The sequence below is a fragment of the Mesorhizobium sp. 113-1-2 genome, assembly GCF_016756475.1.
In the GTDB taxonomy this organism is placed as follows: Bacteria; Pseudomonadota; Alphaproteobacteria; order Rhizobiales; family Rhizobiaceae; genus Mesorhizobium; species Mesorhizobium loti_C.
The window spans coordinates 7,484,667-7,504,042 of the sequence record NZ_AP023242.1 but is presented as its reverse complement, the minus strand read 5'-3'; the positions used below and the strand labels follow the sequence as shown (position 1 = coordinate 7,504,042).

Here is a 19,376-nt window from a genome sequence, read left to right as displayed (position 1 = left end):
CCAAAATGGAGAATGAACATGGCACGCCCCCCAAGCCCCGGCAATCCGGGCCACACCCCGCCTGGGCCGCCCGACTGGGTCCCAGGGCCGCAAGAGGGCGTTCCGGGTCGTCCGCCCGGCGTTCCGCCTGGTCCTAAGGATCCACCTCAGCCACCGGACCGTCCTGTAGGATGACCTGGGTAGGCTATCCCGATCTGAAGGCAGGTATGCTCCCCCACTGGGAGCATACCTGCGCAGGACGATTCGATTTTGAACTCCGCGATCTCGTATTCTTCGCCCGAGACTCGCTGCGAATCGACGAAGAGCAACTGAAAAACGGGGTGCTCAGCGTCGAGTTCGAATGGCCGCTGGCATCCGGGGAAAGCCGCGCGCTTCGCGCAGTGTTCCCAGACAGCTATCCCTTCGTCCGCCCGCAAGTTGCCCTTCGAGGGAAACGGGAAACCTTTCCGCACAGGCACTGCTCGCCGACTGACGGCAACCTTTGCTTGTTGGGCCGCGACACGGGGCTCTGGTCCATCAAGTGGACGTTGGCGAAGCTTCTTGAGAAACAGCTTGCCAACGCCTTGAATGGGACGGGCGTGGAGGATCCGCAGGGCGAACCGATGGAATTCTGGTGGAACGCCATTGCCCCAGAATTCCCTGGCTATTCCGAAGGAAGCTACATGCTGATCGACAGCAAGTGGGACCTCGGTGGTGCCGTTGGCGGAACGATCAAAGCTTCGTGTTCGCTATTGAGGATTGGAGAGAAGCTCCAGTTTCGAGGCGTCGTTGATGAGGTTAGGGCGCACGACCAGACTGTGCTCGCGAGTCGAACGTTTCCGCTGCCTCCGCACCTACGAACCAAGAAGACTATCCGCACCTTCCCTTGGACCCGTGTGGGACGTTTCGCCCCTCCGCCGGCAAACGGCTGGCAAGAGAAGAAAGTCAAGGATCAGATTGCCTTCAAGATGCATGCCTTCACCGACGGCTCTCCAGCTTTTTCGATGTCTGTGACCGTTCAGTCGACGGAACTCAGCCACAATAAGAGTGGAGATACATGGCTTTTCCCTTTGCTTTACGGGCCAGCGAAATCCTTCCGGACGGCGAAACCTGGTAAGAAGTCAACTGCACCATCGGTCTTGATCATACCGACTTACCGCGCCGGGGCTACGGACATCGGTGACCGAGTTGCATCGGTGTGCATTTTGAAGAACAAGGTGATTGCCATCTTCGGAATGGGGGCCATTGGTGCCCCAGTTGCGATCGAGCTTGCCCGCAACGGCTGTTCTCATCTCACCGTCATCGACCATGACATCGTCGAGCCAGGAAACTCCATCCGATGGCCGCTTGGTGCGACGGCCTGGGGAATGCGAAAGACCACTGCCGTCAAGCAGCATGTGGAATCCGAATACACGGGGGTCGAAGTTGAGGCGATCCATCACCACGTGGGGATAGCCACGTCGGCGGACGGGAACGGGGGAGACCATTCAGTTCTACCGCGGATCTTTGGGAAGGCCGACATCGTCATCGACGCAACGGCTTCCTCCGGGATCTCACGATTGCTAGCCGATCACTGCAAGTCCGCAGGGAAACCGATGATCTCTCTTTTCGGAACGCTATCATTGAAAGGAGGGGTCGTTGCCGCCTACCACCCGAAATCCGGCTGCCCAACCTGCCGCGAATTCGCCTATGCGAAAGGTTTGATCAAGAAAGCTCCTGGGTCGGGAGAAACTTCCGGGCTGAATCAACCGGCTGGATGCGCGGAGCTGACCTTCACTGGGGCTTCATTCGATCTCAACGAATTATCCTTGGAAGCCATCCGCTTGACCGTGGACATTCTTTCCCGTCCAGACGACTTCAAGGAATCCTTGGTTCACACCCTCACACTGCATGACGGCATCAGGCGGGTGCCGCCGTCTTGGCAGGTCGATGGGTTGCCTCCGATGAGGGAATGCGGATGCAACCCGTAGTCTGGCTGCCTCAAGCGATCAAGCAAGACATGCAGACCGAAGCCGACCTCTGGTTTGATCGGGAAACGGGTGGGACCTTCATGGGGTACTGGGCCGAAAACAACGTTGCCGTCGTAACAGCTATGATTCCAGCCGGCCCGCAAGCATCTCACGAGCGAAGTAGCTTTCTCCCTGATCAAAGCTGGCAACAGGCGGAAATTGCAAAGCACTACGAACGTTCGCGCAGGTTGGACACATATCTCGGGGACTGGCACACCCACCCGAATGCCGTTTCGAACCGCCTGAGCTGGACTGATCGAGCATGCCTGAAAACAATCATCAGGACACCGACAGCGTGTACTCGAAAGCCCCTCATGGTCCTCATGTGCGGCAAGCCAAATGAATGGTTCTTGCATCCATGGCTCTGCCAATTGCGGACCTGGTTATTTCTCTTTGAAGTATTAGACGAGAAAGAGGCAACCATTTTAATCTACGCGAGTCGCGGTTCTGAGGCGAGGAATCGCGAAGCATGACTGTCTTAATACGGACAGCAGAATGAGGGCAAAATGAATCTCACGCACTACGATCTGCGGCAGTGTCGTCGTGGCCAAACTATCGAGGCCACGCTCACATCGGGCGCGATCGCCCGATTGCTTGATTTGACAAATTTGAGCAGCTACCGGCACGGGCAACGACATCAGTCAATTGCAAAAAAATATCCAGTCCGTGTACCGCACGCTCCTGGTAGCGCATCTCCTCGCCCGCACGGTGGATATTCATTTAATGACGTCGCGGAAAGGAAGTCATCCGCCTGCATTGCGCTGCTTGCAAATGTCTCGATGTGTCTTTGTTCGAGCAGGCACAAGGTCAGCGCGACGTGGTGCGGACTTCGCGGGTCTGCTTTTATGACGTGCTGCATTCCCGGCGAGTTAGGGCCGCTTGTCTACCCGCCGTTTGCCCGGCGGTATTCGCCGTTGCAGCCCTTCGCTGCCTGTGGATCGGGGGTGGGTTCAAGGTAGGGGCCAGATACGTGCAAGCTGTCTTCGAGAGATTTTTGGAACGGCTTTCAGCAAGCGTCGATGAGGCAGATCTCCGCAGCGCTTTGGCCGATGTCGCCTCTGGATTCGATCTACTCGCTTTTGCCTACCTCTCCTTGCCACCCCGTCCTAATGGAAAGCCCACGCTGATCTCAAATTATCCGGCGCCTTGGACAGCGCGCTATCTCGCGAACCGGTATGAGAGTGTCGACCCCGTCATTGTGCGTGCACGCGGTGGCGGATGCACCTTTCAATGGGGATCCGATCTGAGCGGTGCGGAAGGGGCTTCAGGGGCTCAGGTGTTCGAAGAAGCGGCGCAGTTTGGCATCTGCTGCGGTGTGACATTTCCGATTATCGATGGCCGAGGCAATTTCGCGGCGATGACGTTTGCCGGTGAAAAGCCTGTTCCTGCATTTTTCCGCGCGGCAGAGCGCTATGAAAAAGGTCTGTCGTATATCGCGACTTGTTTTCATGTGTTCGTTCGCCGCAAACTGACCGCCAATCGAATGATAGACGGTGTCTTGCTGACACCGCGCGAATACGAGTGCCTGCAGTGGGCAGCACAAGGCAAATCCGATTGGGAGATCGGCTGCATCCTGGGGATCACGCGGCGCACGGCCGCCTTTCATCTGGGCAACGTTCGCCGCAAGCTTGGGGTGACGACCACTAGGCAGGCAATTGGGCGCCTCGCGCGTTCGGATTTTTCGGTTCCCTGACAAGTTAGCTTCACCTGTGCAACTGCACAGGCTGCCCTGGCGCGAATGTTCGCCTCCAATGGCCGGGAATTCCCCGCGAGGAGGCCACGCACGGGCGCTCGAGTGCCTCAATGCCCTTTATGTTTGCCGCGGATTGCCTGCCCGCTTTTTTTCCGCCGGAAATACGCGGCCCGCGAGTGAACTTCGTTCTTCGCGCCCTCGACGGATCGCTCGCCGGAGCGTCACATCGCGAGATACTGAAGTGCTAATGGGGCAAAGGCCGCGTCCACACCCGACTGGACGAATCCTCTCGATCACCTCCGCGACGCATCGGCCACGCCGTCTCTCGCGGCCGTGCGCTCACGAATGGGGCTATAGTCAGTTCGTTGCCTGAAAAAATGACAGTCCGCGCCGCGCGTCAGCTGGCGAAGAGTTCCTTGTAGCCGGTTGTCACTATCCAGTTCGCCCGATCGATATGGCTGCGAACAGCCTGTCGAGCGCGCACTGGTTCAAGAGCCGGGTCGATGCCGAGAATGAGATCTGCCATCTCCTCTAGGCTAGCATTGTCGGCGCAGGCGTCGAGGATCCTCAGATAGACCTTGAAATGCTCCCGGTCATAGCTCGTGAGGCTCTCCGACCAGGGGACCTCGTCGCGCAGTGTTGAGCTTTGGGTCCCATCTGTTCCCGTTGATCGATTCATGTCTGCCGCGAACCTCGCATGTTGATCGCTGGATTCAAGACAGCATATCCCAAAATGGGATAATCCGGAACCGGGATTAGTGGCTGAGCCGGTCTTTACCTGACGGGTTCGCCTACATGCCCAAATCCCTTCGATCTCCCCGCCACCAGCGGTTTCTGGCCCAGCTGGTATCGCTGCGCAAGGCAAAAGGCATGACCCAGGCGCAGGTGGCTGAGAAGCTTGGTCGGCCGCAATCCTTCGTGGCCAAGTATGAGGGTGGAGAGCGGCGTCTCGATGTCATTGAGTTTCTCGACGTCACCGCGGTGCTTGATGCTGATGCGTGCGAGATTCTGTTGAGCCTACGGTCATAGCTTTCGCCGGCGCGCCTTGCGGAGCGCACCGGCTACCGCGGACCAGCCCGCTTTTCGTCGGGAAGCTCAGGCCTCTCGCCAATTCGGCTCCCAGCTTGGCGCGGGTCGTCAGACCCGCCCAGCTCTTCTCTGTTTCGCCTTTCCCGCCGCGCAGGGTAGGCGGCACTCCCTCCTAGGGCCGCCGCGTCATCCCGCAACCCTTCGCTCTCGCTCGGCCCTTCTCTTCGTTCCGGTTCTTCGGATGCGGTCTGCCTGGACGGCGGCCCTTGCGGTCGCAACTCGCCGCCCCCCGCTTCCGGGGAAAGCCGCGATCGGCGAGCGAAGATTAAACGATGCAGACAGAAGCGAACCGCTAGCGGAGACACAGGTGAGGGGCGGGCGCTCGGGTGTCAGGCTCTACCAGGAGATCACAGGCCGCATCATTGCCGAGCTGGAGCCCGACACCGTACCGTGTGTGCATGGGGCAGGGCGAAGGGCGGCCCTGGCTGTCGAGGAATGCTTCCCTGGCGCCAGGCAGGCGGCAGCAGCCAAACCTTGCCGATATTCCCCAGCCCGCCGATCGAGCCTTGGCCTGTGATGTTGGCATAGGTGCTGTTTTACCCCGGCGGATCATTCTGCCTCTGACCGTTGACAGGCCGGGATCATCGCGGCTCGTAGCGGAGCAGTTGGCCCATGGTCTCGGCCATCCACATCTCGGCCTCGAATGCGATGTCTCGCGAAAAGAAGATATCCTCGCGCTTTACGGCCGGGTCGAAGCGCAGTTCGCGCACATCGGCGTCCTCATCAATAATGCTGGGTGGGACCCACCATGGCCGCGACTGCCGATACCGGTGTCGATGGCTTCCGACGCGGCCTGGCGGTAAACCTGATTGGGCCGTTCGTCATGGATCGAGGCGGCGCGGCGGATGCAGCCGGGTGGTGTCATCGTCAGCCTCGCTTCGGTGGCCGGCGTGGTCGGCAATCCCAAACGCAACGCCTACGCAGCCTCGAAAGCGGGCTTGATCTCGTTGACGAAGTCGCTTGCACGCGAGTGGGCTTCCCGCGACATCCGCGTGACGGCGGTAGCCCCGGGCTACGTGCGCACGCCGATGGCGGCAGAACTGGAACGCGCGGGCAAAATAGACCTCTCGCGGCGGTACGCCGCCGCATGCCGATGGCGAGCAGAGATGAGCCGTGTTGCTTCGGGCGCGAGCTGTTCACGTTCTGTTGAAGACCCCGCGCGTTTCGGCTTCGAGACGTTCCGGAAACTCGCCGAGGCCGGCACGCCGGCGATGCGGTCGCGGCCATCGAAGCGCGTCCCGACATGGCGCGGGCGTAAGAAAACCGGCTTGCGAGGAAGGGGATCATGTCAGACCTTGAGCTGTTGCAGAAGAAGGTCCGCAAGCTGCAGTCGCGCGCGGGAGCCGCCAAGATGGAATTGCACGACCTTGCCGAGGACCTGCCGGTCAACTGGACCGAGATCAAGGCGGTGGCCAGGAAAGCCTTCGAGGTTTTTGCCGAGTTGGATGCGGCAAAGGAAGAACTCGCGGCGTTGGAGAATTCACAATGACGGGCGCTTTTGTCACCCGCGACGGCTCGCCATGGACGCCGCACTATCTGACGGCGATCGATGGCGCGACCTGCATCGGCTGCGGCCGCTGCTTCAAGGTCTGCTCGCGCGAGGTCATGCACCTTCATGGCGTCGATGACGCAGGCGAAATCCTCGGCATCTGCGCGGGCGAGGACGACGACTTCGACGGCGAGCTCAACCGCATGGTCATGATCGTCGACCATGCCGGCCGGTGCATCGGCTGCGGCGCCTGCGGCCGCGTCTGTCCGAAGAACTGCCAGACCCACCTTGCGGCCGACAAGCTTGCTGCATGACCTGGGGACAAGACCAGGAGAACGGCATTGCCTTGTAGAATCTTTTGTCGCGTCCTGTCGCTGGTCCTGTGCGCCAACGCTGTGATTGTTTACGTTGCCTCCTATTCCATCGGCAGAGCAATCGTGATCACGCTGGCTTCTTCACTGCTTCTTCAGCTGGCCTATTTCGCAAGCGTGCTCTTTCTGGTCTGGCAGTCTGGCTGCGCCCGCAAAGCTGGCAAAAGCGCAGATGCTAGTCTTTGGTTTCCTAGGCGATGGTCGCCTCATCGCAGCATGCCGACATGTGGATCGCTTCGTCTCAATCGCAAGGAAAGCGCTGGAAATCCCCAGGGCTCTGATGGGAGGTCGGAGAGCGCGGCCGACCAATCCAAGCAGCGCTTATGGAACGAGTTTTGCGTGGCTATTTCAGCTGAATGATCATCGCCGGAGAGAATATGCTGGAAAAATTCGAACGTTACCCGCTCACCTTTGGACCCACACCCATTGAGAAGCTCGACCGGCTCGGCAAGCATCTGGGCGGAAAGGTCGAAATCTATGCCAAACGCGAGGACTGCAACTCCGGTCTGGCGTTGGGCGGCAACAAGCTGCGCAAGCTCGAATACATCATCCCCGACGCGATCGCGTCAGATGCCGATACCCTCGTCACCATCGGCGGCGTGCAGTCCAACCACACGCGGATGGTCGCCGCCGTTGCCGCCAAGATCGGCATGAAATGTCTCCTGGTTCAGGAGAGCTGGGTTCCCCATGAGGATGCCGTCTACGACCGGGTCGGCAACATTCTCTTGAGCCGCATCTTGGGCGCGGAGGTGCGCCTGGTCGACGAAGGCTTTGACATCGGCATCCGCCACAGTTGGGAAAAAGCGCTCTATGAGGTCAAGGCAAGGGGCGGCAGACCCTATGCGATACCGGCCGGGGCGTCTGTTCACCCGAATGGAGGCCTCGGCTATGTGGGGTTCGCGGAGGAAGTGCGCGCCCAGGAGGAACAGCTTGGGTTTGCCTTCGACTACATGGTCGTTTGCACGGTCACCGGTTCAACGCATGCCGGCATGCTCGTCGGATTCGCCAAGGACGGTCGGCAGCGCAACGTGATCGGTATCGATGCCTCTGCTACCCCGGCCAAGACCAAGGCGCAGGTGCTAAGCATTGCCCGACATACAGCGACCCTCGTCGAGCTTGGATCGGAACTTGCCGAGGATGACGTGGTGTTGCTCAAGGACTACGCGCACCCGCGGTACGGCATTCCATCCGAGGAAACCAAGGAGGCGATCCGTCTGTGTGCGCGGCTTGAGGGTATGATTACCGATCCCGTCTATGAGGGCAAATCGATGCAAGGGATGATTGACCTCGTCCAGAAAGGCTTCTTTCCAGAAGGGTCGAGGGTCCTCTACGCGCATCTCGGCGGCGCGCCAGCGATCAACGGTTACGGCTACACCTTTCGCAATGGCTGACGCACGACAGCCCGCGTTGCGCCGCCCTGGCGTGCCGGCGATGCCAGTATTTGCCTATGCTCAACGTGTCCTGGAGCCGCATAATAGATCGCTTGGTGCGCTGCATCGATCGACTCGATTATAAGGCGGACGTTGTGGCGCGCCACAAGCCGCGCAAATCGGCACGGACGGCCGCAGAAGCAGCCTAATCATTGGCGGAAGCGTGGGGTCCAGCTCTCGAGAAGATCGTCTTCCTCGGAGATTTCCATCTCCTCGTCCTCCTGGCCTATTTCGGTGGATACGAGGATCATGAGTGCCGAACTGCCCTTTGCCCCCCAGTTTTCCTCCAGGAAACGGTCGTCGCTTCGCCGCGGTACGGATGACCTTATCCGGACGACGTTGGCTCTTCCGATTCTTAAGTCCAAATGCTCTCTGGCGTGAGGATCTCGAACGGAACAATCCGCTGTTCGATTAACCGTGTGTCTGTGCGTTCGATCATGCGCAGCATCACATCGATGAGTTCTTCAGGCATCCTGTCGACGGGATGGCACAAGGAAGCAGTAATCAAGCCTTCGCTCAATCCCTTGCGTGTCTCGGGCCCGATGTCGCGGCAGACGACCCGGATTTTGCACTGGTGCTCCGCAGCGAGCTCGCGCATGGCGAGCAGGACGCCGGAAATGCCGCCGCCATTGACGAAGATGCCCCTGAGCTCCGGTTCCTCCGCTATCAGCCTGCGAACGACTGCATAGGCGTTCTTCGGCGCCTCATGGGTCACGAGCGTTTCGCTGACGTGGAACTCGGGCGCGTGCTCGCGCATGTAGCAGCGAAAGCTCGCATCCGAGATGTCTTGGAACTGATAACGGCTGCTGCCGATGAGAGGAAACACCTTGCCGGGTTGACCGGACATCTGGCTGATAAACCATGCGGCGGTGCGGCCGGCCTTCCAATTGTCGGTTCCCACAAAACCGGCCCGGCTGGCGGCGGACAGGTCGGTGACGTAGGCGATCACCGGAACGCCTTTGACACGCAACTCGTCAATCGCCTGGCCGACGAGCGGGTGATCGGCCGAGATCACCGCGATTGCATGGGCGCTTTCGCCTATCTTGAGCAGATTGGCAGCGACCGCTTCGGGGGAAGGGTCGTCCTCGAAGAGCACTGGCTCAATAACCACATCTGTGCGTCGCGCGAAGGCACCTAGAAGCGCCTCGGCCCAGATCTGACAGAGCGGCCGGTGCGTTGCTGCATGAGAAAGCTCAAGCGCCGATGCGGGAAGATTGTCCCGCCTGCGTTCGTGCAGCGGTCCTGAACTGTGGAAGCCGATTTGCTGCGCTACGCCCAGGATGAGGTCGGCCGTCTGCGGTCGCAGTGTGCCAGTTCCGTGCAAGAGCCTATTGACCGTGGAAACACTTACGCCCGCGGCTTTCGCCAGATCGGCGATCGTTGGCCTGTTCATCAGCCGCCTCCCATATGCAATTCGTGAATGACGTCTTCCAAGTGCAAATGCCATGTCAGCGGCGAAAGAGGCGTAGGTCTCCGGCCTTCGAGGAGAGGCCTGACATGTTGCGCGAAATTCTCCGCGCCGCCTGACGCCCAATCGGCAAGATTGTTCGCCCGCGGCCGTTTTTCCCGATGGCACCACGCGCGCTGCGGCTGTGCGATCCGAAGCCGCGCGGCGCGGCGCAACGCGAAGGCGCCAATCTGGCTGACGTCAATGGGCACTGCTTTCTGGACCTCAACAATACTTTCGCCATTCTGACAAGACGCTGCCCAGTTCCCGACCCGCGCCAGGCTTGCTCGACCGCCAACGCAAGCTCCCGCGCGGTGGCAAAATGTCTGCCACCGGGGCCATCTACCCCAACGAAATCGGTGTCGCAAAATCCGCAGAATGCTCTTTCCCGGTCGCCTTCACGTCCCGACCAAAGGTTACAGCCGGCGAAACGACAAAATACGGCAGCCCGCCCGGCGTTTCGTCCTTCACCTTGAAGGGTGTAGAAAATTTCCTTGACCGCATATGGCATTGCTTACGCGGCCTTCGACTGAGCAAGGGAGCGCCTCTGCTGGCCTACGAGACGCGGCAAAAGGTGGGAAATGTCCCACTGCACGTTTTGCAGCTCGTTACACCATCGAGGCTCGTTGCCGAAAACCCACTCGCTCGAACTCCACGCAGAATTAGGTTTGAGCGGGGGAAGGCTGCGGGGAGGGGCCTCTCGCTCCTCGAAGCCTATCATCACCTCGAGAAACACCTCGATCACGTCGCTCATGGCGATGATGCCTTGACGAGGACGAGGCGTGAGAATCCTGGCGTCTCCTCGAAAGCCTGCCTCACAGCACGGAAGAACTCGCTCATCAGCCGCAAGCCGCGCTCCAGTATGAGGCGGTCGAGCGATGAGTATGTCGTGTGCGGCGGCAGGGCGCCGAGAAAATCCGCTATGTCCTGATCGGTGATCTGAAGGGCTTCATCGATGGTCATGCCGACGATAAATTCGGTAAACGTCGAGGAAGCGGTTATGGCCGAGCCGCGGCCGAAGGTCTGGAACGTTGCGGCGGTGATCGTCTCGGTCTTAGGGTCGAAACCCATCATCAGTTTAAGCCCATCGCCGCAGGCGATGGCACCGACCTCGCCGGCCGCATTGGGGGTTTCCAAAGCGCCGACATTGTTCGGGTTGATGAAATAGAGCTTGTCACTGAAGAGGTAGACGTTGTCGGTGTCGTCCCGCATGGGCGCCGATCCTTGTGATGGCGGCTAGCCGAAGGACTTGCCGCAGGCGCATTTGTCCCGCGCGTTGGGATTGTCGAAGACAAAGCCGGAGGACTCCAGGTCCGTGACGAAGTCAACGGTCATGCCGGCGAGATGGGGCTGGGAGCTTGCGTCGACGAATACCTTGACCCCGTCCGTCTCCATGACGGCATCCCCCTCGCGCGAGACGCTTTCCAGACCCATCAGGTATTTTAGGCCGGCGCAGCCGCCCGCCTCTACCATGATGCGAAAGCCCTCCGCCGGTTCGTCGGCGCGAGAAAGCGCGTGCTTGACGGCGGCGATGGCGTTTTCAGTGAGGGTGATCATGGGACTATTTTCTTGCTGATGCGTTTGCAAGCCACGCAGCACAGAACGTGCCAGAGAAGAAATTCGATTAAAACACCGGGTTTGCGGATTTGGCGCCCTGTCTCATATCCAACAATTGTCGGATGTCGGACAGAGTGAAACCTTGCGTACAAAAAGCGGCATTAGACACATCGCTAGTGTCGTCGCCTGAGCCAGCGTTCTCGATCATATGAATGTTGACCAGTGTAAGGGTGGAACTCTTAAGTCGAGCTGCGCTCCAAAAGCCGCGCCATCGTCACCACACAGTGCGATGGCGAATGCCGGGTGGTCGATAGCCGCATCGATCGCGCCTTCTCGAAGCAGGCGCGGTCGATTTCTGCGTCGGCCTGTGGGTGCCGAACACCACTAGCGTGATCGGCCCCGTGGCCTGTAGTGCGGCCGCCACTCGCGAGGGCCGACTGAGGCATTGTATATGCCGTGAAGCCAGGAGTTGGGCCAAAGCGCCGCCCAGGGAACAGCGCAATCACTGCCACTGCGCACGGCCGCTTTCCACTTGGACATGCTAAGTACAAGCTCGGTGTGCGCACCAAAAATCAGGTGGTGATGCTGCTGGCCTCCTCACGATCATCAATTCTCTGAGAAACAGAATCCCTCTTTAATCTACCTGTGCAAATGCACAGGTAGTCGCGGCATGAAGGTTCGCCTCCAATGGCAGGGTCATATCTGCGAGAAGACCATCATGATTGAGCTTATTGCGCCCGGCTGGTACGGCGCCTTTGCCGAAGAACTTCACGAAATGCACCGCCTGCGCTACCGCGTCTTCAAGGAGCGGCTCGACTGGAACGTGCGCACGACCGGCGGCTTCGAGATCGATTCATTCGATTCCCTAAAACCGCACTATCTATTGTTGCGCGATTCCGCCGGTCGCGTCGGGGGCGGTGTACGCCTTCTGCCCTCGACGGGGTCGACGATGTTGCGACATGTCTTTTCGAGGCTGTTGGAGGGGAGAACGGCACCCGAGGAACCGAGTGTCTGGGAAAGCAGCCGTTTCGCCCTTGATCTCCCACCGTCTGCACCGAAGGGCAGTGGGAGTATTGCTGTTGCTACCTATGAACTCCTTGCTGGCATGATCGAGTTCGGTTTGTCACGGCAGCTTACCCATATAGTCACGGTTACGGATTTGCGCATGGAGCGAATCCTGCGTCGCGCCGGATGGCCGCTGGCCCGGATCGGGCAGCCCCAGACAATCGGCACCACGCGCGCCATTGCCGGCTTCTTGGATGTCTCAGAGGAGAGCCTTGCTACGGTCCGCCACAATGGCGGTCTTGGCGGTCCCGTGCTGTGGGCGCCGGTACTCTGCACGGGCGCCTGACATGGTTATGATAGGTAATGACGCCGACTGGCCGGACTGGCAGGATGAGAAATCCTATCGCTACACGCAGCACCTGACGCGACGCGGCTGGGCTTGGGAGTTTCTGCGGCGCAATCCGGCCTTCCAGCGTGACTTGGGGCACGCGCTTGAGCAGGCAGAATTTGCAGAAAGGTGGTTCGACGTAGAAGTGGTGAGATCGTCGCTCGATCTGACGCGGTGGGGGCTCCTGTTTTGCAAGCTCGTTGAGGTGTGATGCGGCTGTGTTCTGGTACTCCCGCCAATGCCCTCATGTTCTGCCGGTCATTGCGGAAAAGGCATTGTCGCCCGAAACGCTTTCGTTTGATCTCGCTGCATTGCCATGTCGGGCCGCACTCGTGATCACGGCGGATGGTCGCCAACACGTCATGCTGCGAGATGCTCACCGGGACCTCCAGCTTGTCGTGGAGGGCGCGGATGTTTTGCGCCCCGTTCGGCTTTTCGTCGACGCGATCTGGCTCGCCGATCGAACGAGGCAGCACCTGAATGCGCTCGAATGCCTCAATGCTCTTTACGCGACTGGACAGCTTCCCCACAGGCTGTTTCCGCCCGAAGCGCGCGCCAGCCGTCTGCGGTTTGTCCTCCAGGCGCTCGACGGCTCGCTAGGCGGGGCGTCGCACCGTGAAATCGCAACGGCCCTGTTGGGCCAACAACGCGTCCAGGCCGACTGGACGGATCCGCGCAACCACCTTCGCGATCGCATCCGCCGTGCCGTCTGGCGCGGTCACATGCTCATGGATCGTGGCTATCGGGATTTCCTCGCCTGAAAGTAATGGAATAGCTCACCTGGAGCCGGTCAGCGCGCAAACAGTTCTTTGTATCCAGTCGTAACCATCCAGTTTGCCCGATCGAGATGGCTGCGAACCGCCATTCGGGCGCAGATGATTCGGGCAAATCGATGACAATGTGGCCCGTGATCCGCTGACCATCCGCGCATGGATATGCGCAAGTTGGTCGGACGAAATGCACGCAGGATCAGGGAGACGGCCGGCTTGACGCAGGAGCAGCTTGCCGAGATCTCCGGCTTCAGCCAGCAGTACATCAGCGGGCTGGAGAAGGGTAAAAGGAACCCCACCATCGTCACGCTTTATGAACTGGCACAAGCCCTCCGTGTCAGTCATATCGATCTGGTGCGACCTGACTGACCAGGATCAAGCGCAATTTGGAAATGACCGACGCGCCGCGGACATTGCGACCGCATCCACCATGTAGATGATGCTGCGCACACTCGGATAGGCGAACAGGCACGACGTGGTGCCAGTCGCGCCGCCAGCTTTGAGTGATCGCCGGGTATCGCCGGCCCAGTCCCCGGCCTCGAAGTCTTCCAGATCCTGCATGCCGGCTTGGAGTTCGCGCCACGGCAGATGACGCTGAGCATCGGCACGACGGCTTTGCAATCCTTCTGTGACATGAAATCAAGCAAATGGCGGATCAGGTGCACCATGCAGGTTAGCAATGTCGCCTGGGGAAAGGTGGCGCCTATCGCCTCCCGCTTGGCCAAGCAGTTCGCCAGCTTGCCGTCTTACCGGGACCTCGCCAATCTCGTTGCGTTCTTGTTTAGGCGTTGCAACAGATCCTTCAAGGAAATTCACGCAATCTTTGCGACCGCAAATCGCTGTCAATGGTACGCTCACCACAACTTTCGAGTTCAGTGGCGGCAGAAATCTGGTGTCGTTTTATGTTCCGCCGCCGAACAGCATTTTGCGGAGAGCCCGAAATGGCAAAGCCAGCAGGACGAGGGGTTCGGTTCTTCTATTTGGCGTCGTTCTGACCAATGATGAAACTTGTCGATCGCCTAATGACAGCAGCACATCTTGATCGCCTTCGGATCCTGGGCCTTTGCGCACATGCGGACCTAACGATCTGCGAGCTGGCGGAGATTCTCGATCTTCGCCGGGAGCGCGTTGCGCGACACGTCCAGATGCTGGCCAGAGCTGACTTTCTTTGCCGCAATCGACAAGGTCCTTGGTGCTCATATCATCTCAATGCAGGAGGCAAGGACGGAGGGTTGGTTCAATTCCTGGTCGATCTCCTGCCCCACGACGATGGGTATCATAAGCGGGACCTGGAGCGACTCGAGGCGGTACAAGACGCGCGGTCCAAGGGGACCTCCTCCTTGTCTTGAAATAGGATCAGTCCAATTGGAGCGCGAAACTGCCATGGACAATTCGGCCGGCGGCGCCATCACGGAGCCCGACACTTACAGGCGGCCTCATCTTGCGGCCGTAGATTTTCGCGTTCACGAATTGCTTCTAAGACAGGAGCGCCAGGAGCGGACAACTCTCAAACTTATCGCCTCCGAGAACTTTGCCTCCTCGGCGGTGTTGGAAGCGACCGGGTCGATTTTCACCAACAAGTATGCCGAGGGATACCCCGGTGCACGCTACTACGCCGGAAACGAGATCGTCGATGAGCTTGAGACCCTCGCGATCGAGCGCCTGAAAGCGCTATTTGGCAGTGAGCACGCCAACGTCCAGCCTTATTCGGGCTCACCAGCCAACCAGGCTGTCTATCGCGCGCTTTTGAGCCCCCATGACAAAGTCATGGGGCTGCCGTTGCCCGAAGGGGGCCATCTGACTCATGGGTGGTCCGTCAACTTTTCCGGCACTGATTATAAACGCGTCCCCTATGGGCTGCACGATAAGACGCAGCAAATTGACTATGACCGCTTGCGCGAGACCGCCAGGCGGGAACGGCCGAAACTCATTTGGGTCGGCGGAACTGCCTACCCGCGTGTCTTTGACTACGCGGCAATGGCAGAAATCGCTCTGGAGGCGAACTCTTATCTCGTGGCCGACATCGCCCACATCAGCGGCCTGATTGTCGCTGGAGCGCATCCGAATCCCGTGGTTCATTGCGACGTCGTCACCAGCACATCTCACAAGTCGATCCGCGGCCCCCGTGGAGGCTTTATTTTGTCGAAGAATGAAGATCGTTATCAGGCGCTCTATCATTCCACGAGCAAACACAATCTCGCCAAACGGATTGATCGCGCGGTGTTTCCTCAACTGCAAGGTGGGCCGCACATGAATACCATCGCCGCGCTCGCTGTTGCTTTGCAGGAAGCCGCGACCCCCTCTTTCCGCACCTACGGTCACCAGATCGTCAAGAATGCCAAGGCGCTGGCCGAGGCGCTTCTGGGTCGTGGTTATTATCTGGTCACCGGCGGGACTGACAATCACATGCTGATCCTTGATCTTCGGGACCGGCCGCTATCAGGCAAAGCCTATGCCGAGCGCCTGGCAAAGGCAGGCATCATTACGAACTTTAGTATGGTGCCGGGCGACCCGCGCGACCCGACGGTCACAAGCGGAATCCGCTTGGGGTCGCCGGCAGTGACGTCCATGGGCATGCGTGAAGGGGAAATGGTGCAGATCGCCGCTTTCATTGATTTGGTCTGCCGCCAGCCCGACGACGAGGAAGTTCATGTGAACGTGCGAAGAGACGTTGCCGACTTCTGCGCTGCGTTCGATGTTCCCGGCATCAGCGACCGGTAAGCCACCTCAATCCAGAAACTTCCCACCTTCCAACACTTGCAGCGAGGACATTCCATGACCAGGCAGTTCGTGTTCTCTTCCGAATCCGTCGGCGCGGGACACCCCGACAAGATGGCAGACAACATCTCGGATGCCATCCTCGATGCCATCCTCCGCACCGACCCGAAGGCGCGCGTCGCCTGTGAAACGTTGGTGAAGACAGGGATGGTCGTTCTGGCTGGCGAGATCACCAGCCACGCGGAGATCGATTACAGCCAAGTTGCCCGCGATACGATCCTCGATATTGGGTACGACGACGATGCCATCGGCTTTGATGGTCGACGTTGCGCCGTCGTTCTGGCTCTCTCCGAGCAGTCGCCCGACATAAGCCAGGGCGTTGATGAAGGACGAGGGCAGGACCTCGAGCAGGGGGCGGGGGATCAGGGCCTCATGTTTGGATTCGCATGCAACGAGACGGATACATTGATGCCCTTGCCGATCCAACTCGCTCACCACTTGACGAAAAGACAGGCAGAGGTCCGGAAAACGGGACAGCTTGGCTGGCTGCGTCCGGACGTGAAATCTCAAGTGTCCGTACGCTACGAGGGTCTCCGCCCGGTGGCGCTGGAGACTATAGTCCTGTCAACGCAGCATGACGAGGCGGTCTCCCAAGATACAGTCCGCGAAGGCGTCATTGAGGAGATCATAAAACCGGTCCTGCCAACCCATCTGGATACTTCGGAGATCAGATTTCTGGTCAACCCAACAGGGCGGTTCGTGGTCGGTGGGCCTGCTGGCGATTGCGGGCTCACTGGACGTAAGATCATCGTCGATACCTACGGTGGAACGGGGCGTCACGGCGGCGGCGCCTTTTCGGGCAAGGACCCATCTAAGGTTGACCGCTCGGCCGCCTATGCGGCGCGGTATGTCGCAAAGAATATCGTTGCCAGCGGACTTGCGGAGGTCTGCGAGGTTCAGCTTGCCTACGCGATCGGCGTGGCCAGTCCGGTTTCTGTCATGGTCAATACCTTCGGAACCGCAAGGATTGACGAAAAAAGGATCGAGTGCCTTGTTCTTGAGCTGTTCGATCTCCGGCCGAAAGGCATCATCAAGATGCTTGATCTCTTACGCCCGATATACCGCCCGACGGCGACATACGGACACTTCGGCCGTGAAGAGCCTGAATTCACCTGGGAGAAGACGGACAGAGCCGATGACTTGCTGCGTGAAGCAGGACCGGCAGCTGCGTGAGGGCCGCTGGGTCAAGCGCATGCGGCAACCCATTTCAACTCGCTAGACCCGCGCCCGGGCGGCATAGCAGCAAGCCGGTGGGTAGTTGGCGGAGACATTGATGCCGGATTATGACGTGCTTTGCATCGGCAATGCCATTGTCGACATCATCGCCCAGTGCGACGAGGACTTCCTCGAGACCAACGGCATCATCAAGGGCGCGATGAACCTCATCGACACCCAGCGCGCCGAACTGCTCTACAGCCGCATGGGCCCGGCGATCGAGGCGTCCGGCGGCAGCGCCGGCAACACGGCGGCCGGTGTTGCCTCCTTCGGCGGCCGCGCCGCCTTCTTCGGCAAGGTCTCCAACGATGCGCTGGGCGAAATCTACGCCCATGACATTCATGCGCAGGGTGTCGCCTTCGACACAAAGCCACTCAAGGGCGAGCCGCCGACGGCGCGCTCGATGATCTTCGTCACCCCCGACGGCGAACGCTCGATGAACACCTATCTCGGCGCCTGCGTCGAACTCGGGCCGGAAGATGTCGAGGCCGACAAGGCGTCGGGTGCGGCGGTCACCTATTTCGAAGGCTATCTCTGGGACCCGCCGCGCGCCAAAGAGGCGATCCGGCAGACGGCGAAGCTGGCGCACGCAGCCGGCCGCGAGGTCTCGATGACCCTCTCGGATTCGTTCTGCGTCGACCGCTACCGCGACGAGTTCCTCGACCTGATGCGCTCGGGCACCGTCGACATCGGCTTCGCCAACAGCCACGAGATCAAGTCGCTCTACCAGACATCGTCGTTCGACGAGGCGCTGGCGCAGATCCGCAAGGATTGCCGGATCGCCGCCGTCACCCGCTCAGAAAAGGGCTCGGTCATCGTGCGCGGCAACGAGACCGTGGTCATCCAAGCGACGGCGATCCGGGAACTGGTCGACACGACCGGCGCCGGCGATCTCTACGCCGCCGGTTTCCTGCATGGCTATACGCAGGGCCGCGACCTCAAGACCTGCGGCGACCTTGGCTCACTGGCGGCCGGATTGGTGATCCAGCAGATCGGCCCCAGGCCACGGCAGAATTTGCGCCGCGAGGCTGAGCAGGCGGGGTTGATCTAGCCGGACGACTCAACGACAAGCTGCCCGTCTCCCTCCTGCAGGCTGTGCGGGTAAATTGCGCGTAAATCGAAATGTCGGATGCGCATCCGCGTGAGGCGGCAGCCCGGGGCGTGTCACGATCGAAACGGTTGATCGCGGTGCCGCCCTTCAGCGCGACCCTTTTGCCGTGCGATATGGGGAACGCGTTCGGATCAGCAGGTCGACCTGTCGCATATTGCTCATCCGCCATCGTCGACTTCGTGTGGCAACAGGTCGGCCGGGATCGTGATGCGATAGAGCGGGTGAAGCGGCCAACTGGTGAATTGACATCAATGCATCGCCCGATTGAGATTATCCTGCCGGGAGGCGCAATGAGGTGTTCAGCCGAGTCGAGACGATCATGGGAAAATATAAAGACCATCGTGAGCCACGCCGGCATCGTCATGACGATGACCCGGTTTCTTTTGCGGAACGGCCTTCCGAGCTAAGCTACTTTCAGCGTTCGTCCACTGTAACCGCGGATCCTGTCGACGCCGAAGTGGTGTGGTTCAACACCAGCAAGGGTTTTGGCTTTGTCAAATTGCCGGAGGGCATCGAGGCCTATCTGCACATCCGGGTGCTGGAGGCGGCCGGGAGCCGCGGTGTTTCCGAGGGAACGCGTCTCAAGGTCACAACGGAAGAAAGTCCAAGAGGTCATCAGGTCGCGCAAGTGCTGGAGGTAGGCGGTCAGACCGCGAAACCTCAGGTGCATACGCGTTGCGCTGGAGAGTCCACCGCCGGGACGAGCGCCCAGTTGGAGAGCGAGGCCACGGTCAAATGGTACAATCCCCAAAAGGGCTTCGGCTTCATTGCACCTGAAAACGGTGAGAAGGACATCTTCGTTCATGCCACCGCGCTGACCCGCTCAGGACTCAGCATGCTGATGGAGGGTCAGAAGGTGTTTGTCCAATGCGGGCAGGGCAAGAAAGGCCTGGAAGTTCGGAGCATTCGCCTCGCTTAGAGCCAAATGCGTTGGCCTACCGAAATCGCGCCTCAGACAAAGAAAAAGCCCGCTACCGGGAGGAGGTGGCAGCGGGCTCGATTTAGAATGAGACGCGGGAGGAGGTGCGCCTCATTCAGCGTCGGC

23 protein-coding genes and 3 pseudogenes are annotated in these 19,376 nt (G+C 59.8%); 20 read left to right on the top strand and 6 right to left on the bottom strand.

The genetic code is table 11. From position 1 onward, the window contains the following. Positions 1-170 precede the first annotated feature (170 nt). From JN279_RS36025 to JN279_RS36010, 4 genes are read left to right on the top strand one after another with little or no spacing between them, the layout of a single operon-like run. Positions 171-1,949: a ThiF family adenylyltransferase gene (locus JN279_RS36025; protein WP_202351537.1), complete on the top strand. Its 1,779-nt coding sequence runs from the start codon at positions 171-173 to the stop codon at positions 1,947-1,949. After that, entirely contained in the window at positions 1,937-2,461 is a 525-nt protein-coding gene (locus JN279_RS36020; RefSeq protein WP_202351536.1) for a Mov34/MPN/PAD-1 family protein, read from the top strand. Before JN279_RS36025 ends, JN279_RS36020 begins: the two co-directional genes overlap by 13 nt. Before the next feature lie 33 nt (positions 2,462-2,494). Then, on the top strand, positions 2,495-2,947 hold the full coding sequence (locus JN279_RS39015; protein ID WP_202351535.1) for a DUF1883 domain-containing protein: 453 nt from the start codon (positions 2,495-2,497) through the stop codon (positions 2,945-2,947). A gap of 11 nt (positions 2,948-2,958) precedes the next feature. Continuing rightward, positions 2,959-3,681 (top strand): LuxR family transcriptional regulator, encoded by a 723-nt coding sequence (locus JN279_RS36010; RefSeq protein WP_202351534.1) that lies wholly within the window; start codon positions 2,959-2,961, stop codon positions 3,679-3,681. A gap of 397 nt (positions 3,682-4,078) precedes the next feature. On the opposite strand, the gene JN279_RS36005 is transcribed toward JN279_RS36010, so the two are convergent. After that, positions 4,079-4,360 (bottom strand): DNA -binding domain-containing protein, encoded by a 282-nt coding sequence (locus tag JN279_RS36005; protein ID WP_202351533.1) that lies wholly within the window; start codon positions 4,358-4,360, stop codon positions 4,079-4,081. Positions 4,361-4,476: 116 nt separating this feature from the next. Here JN279_RS36005 and JN279_RS36000 point away from each other — a divergent pair, with 116 nt between their 5' ends. From JN279_RS36000 to JN279_RS35975, 6 genes and pseudogenes are all read left to right on the top strand, one after another. Beyond that, positions 4,477-4,710 (top strand): helix-turn-helix domain-containing protein, encoded by a 234-nt coding sequence (locus JN279_RS36000; protein ID WP_202351532.1) that lies wholly within the window; start codon positions 4,477-4,479, stop codon positions 4,708-4,710. Positions 4,711-5,168: 458 nt separating this feature from the next. Then, positions 5,169-5,834 (top strand): annotated as a pseudogene (locus JN279_RS35995) (SDR family oxidoreductase); the annotation flags it as partial. A 221-nt stretch (positions 5,835-6,055) separates the two neighbouring features. Beyond that, positions 6,056-6,259: a CCE_0567 family metalloprotein gene (locus tag JN279_RS35990; RefSeq protein WP_202351531.1), complete on the top strand. Its 204-nt coding sequence runs from the start codon at positions 6,056-6,058 to the stop codon at positions 6,257-6,259. Beyond that, complete coding sequence (fdxB, locus tag JN279_RS35985; RefSeq protein WP_006333844.1) at positions 6,256-6,573, top strand: ferredoxin III, nif-specific; 318 nt, start codon at positions 6,256-6,258, stop codon at positions 6,571-6,573. The genes JN279_RS35990 and fdxB overlap by 4 nt, the downstream gene beginning before the upstream one ends. 81 nt (positions 6,574-6,654) lie before the next feature. Continuing rightward, positions 6,655-6,990: an exopolysaccharide production repressor protein gene (locus JN279_RS35980; RefSeq protein WP_274608716.1), complete on the top strand. Its 336-nt coding sequence runs from the start codon at positions 6,655-6,657 to the stop codon at positions 6,988-6,990. Between the two features lie 17 nt (positions 6,991-7,007). Then, positions 7,008-8,021: a 1-aminocyclopropane-1-carboxylate deaminase gene (locus tag JN279_RS35975; protein WP_202351529.1), complete on the top strand. Its 1,014-nt coding sequence runs from the start codon at positions 7,008-7,010 to the stop codon at positions 8,019-8,021. A gap of 394 nt (positions 8,022-8,415) precedes the next feature. Here the strand turns inward: JN279_RS35975 and JN279_RS35970 are convergent, their stop codons facing one another. The 4 genes and pseudogenes from JN279_RS35970 to JN279_RS35960 form a co-directional block, all read right to left on the bottom strand. Further along, on the bottom strand, positions 8,416-9,453 hold the full coding sequence (locus JN279_RS35970; RefSeq protein ID WP_202351528.1) for a LacI family DNA-binding transcriptional regulator: 1,038 nt from the start codon (positions 9,451-9,453) through the stop codon (positions 8,416-8,418). Positions 9,454-9,754: 301 nt separating this feature from the next. Further along, positions 9,755-10,018, bottom strand: a pseudogene (locus tag JN279_RS38495) (7-carboxy-7-deazaguanine synthase); the annotation flags it as partial. A gap of 239 nt (positions 10,019-10,257) precedes the next feature. Further along, entirely contained in the window at positions 10,258-10,719 is a 462-nt protein-coding gene (locus JN279_RS35965; RefSeq protein ID WP_202351527.1) for an iron-sulfur cluster assembly scaffold protein, read from the bottom strand. A gap of 24 nt (positions 10,720-10,743) precedes the next feature. Continuing rightward, a complete protein-coding gene (locus tag JN279_RS35960; RefSeq protein ID WP_202351526.1) occupies positions 10,744-11,064 on the bottom strand; it encodes a HesB/IscA family protein in 321 nt (106 codons plus the stop codon). A gap of 511 nt (positions 11,065-11,575) precedes the next feature. On the opposite strand from JN279_RS35960, the pseudogene JN279_RS39010 reads away from it, so the two are divergent. The 5 genes and pseudogenes from JN279_RS39010 to JN279_RS35940 all read left to right on the top strand — a co-directional run. After that, positions 11,576-11,682, top strand: a pseudogene (locus tag JN279_RS39010) (LuxR family transcriptional regulator); the annotation flags it as partial. Between the two features lie 100 nt (positions 11,683-11,782). Continuing rightward, a complete protein-coding gene (locus tag JN279_RS35955; protein WP_202353878.1) occupies positions 11,783-12,415 on the top strand; it encodes an acyl-homoserine-lactone synthase in 633 nt (210 codons plus the stop codon). 1 nt (position 12,416) lies between these two features. Beyond that, positions 12,417-12,668: a transcriptional regulator domain-containing protein gene (locus tag JN279_RS35950; protein WP_202351525.1), complete on the top strand. Its 252-nt coding sequence runs from the start codon at positions 12,417-12,419 to the stop codon at positions 12,666-12,668. 64 nt (positions 12,669-12,732) lie between these two features. Next, on the top strand, positions 12,733-13,218 hold the full coding sequence (locus JN279_RS35945) for a DUF2285 domain-containing protein (protein ID WP_244734309.1): 486 nt from the start codon (positions 12,733-12,735) through the stop codon (positions 13,216-13,218). Positions 13,219-13,386: 168 nt separating this feature from the next. Then, positions 13,387-13,596 carry a helix-turn-helix transcriptional regulator gene (locus tag JN279_RS35940; RefSeq protein WP_202351523.1) on the top strand — a complete coding sequence of 70 codons (210 nt, stop codon included), beginning with the start codon at positions 13,387-13,389 and terminating at the stop codon, positions 13,594-13,596. Here JN279_RS35940 and JN279_RS39005 read toward each other — a convergent pair. After that, positions 13,569-13,895, bottom strand: a complete 327-nt coding sequence (locus tag JN279_RS39005; RefSeq protein WP_446720440.1) for a hypothetical protein — start codon at positions 13,893-13,895, stop codon at positions 13,569-13,571. The genes JN279_RS35940 and JN279_RS39005 overlap by 28 nt on opposite strands. On the opposite strand from JN279_RS39005, the gene JN279_RS38490 reads away from it, so the two are divergent. The 5 genes from JN279_RS38490 (at position 13,816) to JN279_RS38780 (ending at position 19,250) form a co-directional block, all read left to right on the top strand. Continuing rightward, the gene (locus tag JN279_RS38490; RefSeq protein WP_244734308.1) at positions 13,816-14,229 is read left to right on the top strand and encodes a hypothetical protein; all 414 of its coding nucleotides are present in this window, start codon (positions 13,816-13,818) and stop codon (positions 14,227-14,229) included. The genes JN279_RS39005 and JN279_RS38490 overlap by 80 nt on opposite strands. A 381-nt stretch (positions 14,230-14,610) precedes the next feature. Then, positions 14,611-15,948, top strand: coding sequence for a serine hydroxymethyltransferase (locus JN279_RS35930; protein ID WP_202351521.1), 1,338 nt, complete (start codon positions 14,611-14,613; stop codon positions 15,946-15,948). A gap of 54 nt (positions 15,949-16,002) precedes the next feature. Then, positions 16,003-17,178, top strand: coding sequence for a methionine adenosyltransferase (gene metK, locus JN279_RS35925; protein ID WP_202351520.1), 1,176 nt, complete (start codon positions 16,003-16,005; stop codon positions 17,176-17,178). 100 nt (positions 17,179-17,278) lie between these two features. Next, positions 17,279-18,271, top strand: coding sequence for an adenosine kinase (locus JN279_RS35920; protein WP_202351519.1), 993 nt, complete (start codon positions 17,279-17,281; stop codon positions 18,269-18,271). A gap of 379 nt (positions 18,272-18,650) precedes the next feature. Continuing rightward, positions 18,651-19,250: a cold-shock protein gene (locus JN279_RS38780; protein ID WP_202351518.1), complete on the top strand. Its 600-nt coding sequence runs from the start codon at positions 18,651-18,653 to the stop codon at positions 19,248-19,250. The last annotated feature ends 126 nt before the right edge of the window (positions 19,251-19,376 follow it).

What these genes read in the sequence shown, in the direction of transcription:
- fdxB (WP_006333844.1), top strand. Translation starts at nt 6,256, where the DNA reads ATGACGGGCGCTTTTGTCACCCGCGACGGCTCGCCATGGACGCCGCAC.
- JN279_RS35940 (WP_202351523.1), top strand. Translation starts at nt 13,387, where the DNA reads ATGGATATGCGCAAGTTGGTCGGACGAAATGCACGCAGGATCAGGGAG.
- JN279_RS39005 (WP_446720440.1), bottom strand. Translation starts at nt 13,895, where the DNA reads ATGGTGCACCTGATCCGCCATTTGCTTGATTTCATGTCACAGAAGGAT.
- JN279_RS35930 (WP_202351521.1), top strand. Translation starts at nt 14,611, where the DNA reads ATGGACAATTCGGCCGGCGGCGCCATCACGGAGCCCGACACTTACAGG.
- JN279_RS36005 (WP_202351533.1), bottom strand. Translation starts at nt 4,360, where the DNA reads ATGAATCGATCAACGGGAACAGATGGGACCCAAAGCTCAACACTGCGC.
- JN279_RS35955 (WP_202353878.1), top strand. Translation starts at nt 11,783, where the DNA reads ATGATTGAGCTTATTGCGCCCGGCTGGTACGGCGCCTTTGCCGAAGAA.
- metK (WP_202351520.1), top strand. Translation starts at nt 16,003, where the DNA reads ATGACCAGGCAGTTCGTGTTCTCTTCCGAATCCGTCGGCGCGGGACAC.
- JN279_RS35965 (WP_202351527.1), bottom strand. Translation starts at nt 10,719, where the DNA reads ATGCGGGACGACACCGACAACGTCTACCTCTTCAGTGACAAGCTCTAT.
- JN279_RS35920 (WP_202351519.1), top strand. Translation starts at nt 17,279, where the DNA reads ATGCCGGATTATGACGTGCTTTGCATCGGCAATGCCATTGTCGACATC.
- JN279_RS35970 (WP_202351528.1), bottom strand. Translation starts at nt 9,453, where the DNA reads ATGAACAGGCCAACGATCGCCGATCTGGCGAAAGCCGCGGGCGTAAGT.
- JN279_RS36020 (WP_202351536.1), top strand. Translation starts at nt 1,937, where the DNA reads ATGCAACCCGTAGTCTGGCTGCCTCAAGCGATCAAGCAAGACATGCAG.
- JN279_RS36025 (WP_202351537.1), top strand. Translation starts at nt 171, where the DNA reads ATGACCTGGGTAGGCTATCCCGATCTGAAGGCAGGTATGCTCCCCCAC.
- JN279_RS38490 (WP_244734308.1), top strand. Translation starts at nt 13,816, where the DNA reads ATGACGCTGAGCATCGGCACGACGGCTTTGCAATCCTTCTGTGACATG.
- JN279_RS38780 (WP_202351518.1), top strand. Translation starts at nt 18,651, where the DNA reads ATGGGAAAATATAAAGACCATCGTGAGCCACGCCGGCATCGTCATGAC.
- JN279_RS35960 (WP_202351526.1), bottom strand. Translation starts at nt 11,064, where the DNA reads ATGATCACCCTCACTGAAAACGCCATCGCCGCCGTCAAGCACGCGCTT.
- JN279_RS36000 (WP_202351532.1), top strand. Translation starts at nt 4,477, where the DNA reads ATGCCCAAATCCCTTCGATCTCCCCGCCACCAGCGGTTTCTGGCCCAG.
- JN279_RS39015 (WP_202351535.1), top strand. Translation starts at nt 2,495, where the DNA reads ATGAATCTCACGCACTACGATCTGCGGCAGTGTCGTCGTGGCCAAACT.
- JN279_RS35950 (WP_202351525.1), top strand. Translation starts at nt 12,417, where the DNA reads ATGGTTATGATAGGTAATGACGCCGACTGGCCGGACTGGCAGGATGAG.
- JN279_RS35990 (WP_202351531.1), top strand. Translation starts at nt 6,056, where the DNA reads ATGTCAGACCTTGAGCTGTTGCAGAAGAAGGTCCGCAAGCTGCAGTCG.
- JN279_RS35975 (WP_202351529.1), top strand. Translation starts at nt 7,008, where the DNA reads ATGCTGGAAAAATTCGAACGTTACCCGCTCACCTTTGGACCCACACCC.